General features: G+C 41.4%; 1 protein-coding gene. It reads left to right on the top strand.

What is annotated here, in order from left to right:
• Positions 1-92 precede the first annotated feature (92 nt).
• A complete protein-coding gene (locus CXF76_RS00670) occupies positions 93-1,421 on the top strand; it encodes an IS4 family transposase (protein WP_010554630.1) in 1,329 nt (442 codons plus the stop codon).
• Positions 1,422-1,431 lie beyond the last annotated feature (10 nt).

Below are 1,431 nucleotides of genomic sequence, written 5' to 3' on the forward strand. Positions count from 1 at the left end.
GCCTAATGCCGATCAGTTAAGAAAATGACCGATTGACCGATCCAAACGATCATGCAAAATCCGTAGTTAGGAAACTAACTACGGATTTTTTTGTGAATATAGAACAAGCACTGCAAGCAACACTTGAAGAAAGCAGCCGATACCATACCTTTGAAAAATTATCAGAAATTCTTGACCCTGAAATCATTGAACAAGGTTTTCAACAAGCTGGGATTGCAACCGTTCGTAAGCGAAGGTTACCGCTTGAGGCCGTTTTGTGGTCAGTTATTGGCATGGCATTGTTTCGAAAAGAATCGGTTTGGAATATCGCTAATAAGCTAGATATCATGTTACCTGGCAAGAACCAACTCGTTGCTCCAAGTGCGATGGTACAAGCGAGACAAAGGTTAGGTGATGATTCCGTTAAACACGTTTTCAATAAATCTGCTCAATCAATGTATAAGCAACAGTCATTCGAAACATGGAATGGCTTGAACCTATTAGCTGTTGACGGTGTTGTGTGGCGAACAGCCGACACGCCTGATAATCGTAAAGCCTTCTCTTCTGGTAGCAACCAATACGGTGATACAGCCTTTCCTCAAATACGCATGGTCTGTCATATGGAATTGACCAGCCATCAACTGCTCAGTAGCGAGTTTGATAACTATAAAACCAACGAGATGAAATTAGCTGAGCGTTTAATTGAACGTACACCAGATAATTCACTGACTATGTTTGATAAAGGATATTATTCTTTAGGCCTGTTAAATCGTTGGCACCAAACTGGGAAGATGAGGCACTGGCTGATACCAGCAAGGCCCGACTTACAGTATGAAATCATCTCCAGCGCGGGTAAAAATGACCATATCATTGAATTGAAAACAACAAAGCATGCACAAAAAAACTTTCCCGATGTTCCTGAAACGATTAAAGCGAGATTAATCAGTAAAACAATAAAGGGCAAAAGCTACCGTATATTAACCTCGATGACGGATAGATTGCGTTATCCAGGTAATGAAATTGTTGAATTATATTGTCATCGTTGGGAGATAGAACTTGGGTTTAGAGAAATCAAACAAACCATGCTTGATAGCGCATACCATTTAAGAAGCAAGCGTCCAGACATGGTGCGTCAGGAGCTATGGGGCGTGTTACTCGCCTATAATTTAATACGAAGAATAATGACGATGGCGGCGACAGTTACAGGGATATGGCCTAACCAGCTTAGTTTCTCTAGCAGTTCGATGGCTGTCATTCAGTATTTCTCGTCAGTATCTATAATGAGTCCAGGGAACATTCCAATACACTGGCAGCACTTACTCAATACACTGGTCTTATTTAAGCTTCCAGCTAGACGAGAGGATAGAAGATACCCCCGATGGGTTAAGCCAAAACCATCTAAGTATCCCCATAAAAAGAAAAATGCCAGTCAGCTTAACTGACTGGCATTAG

The sequence above is a fragment of the Pseudoalteromonas sp. 78C3 genome, from assembly GCF_002836695.1.
GTDB classification, from domain to species: Bacteria; Pseudomonadota; Gammaproteobacteria; order Enterobacterales; family Alteromonadaceae; genus Pseudoalteromonas; species Pseudoalteromonas arctica.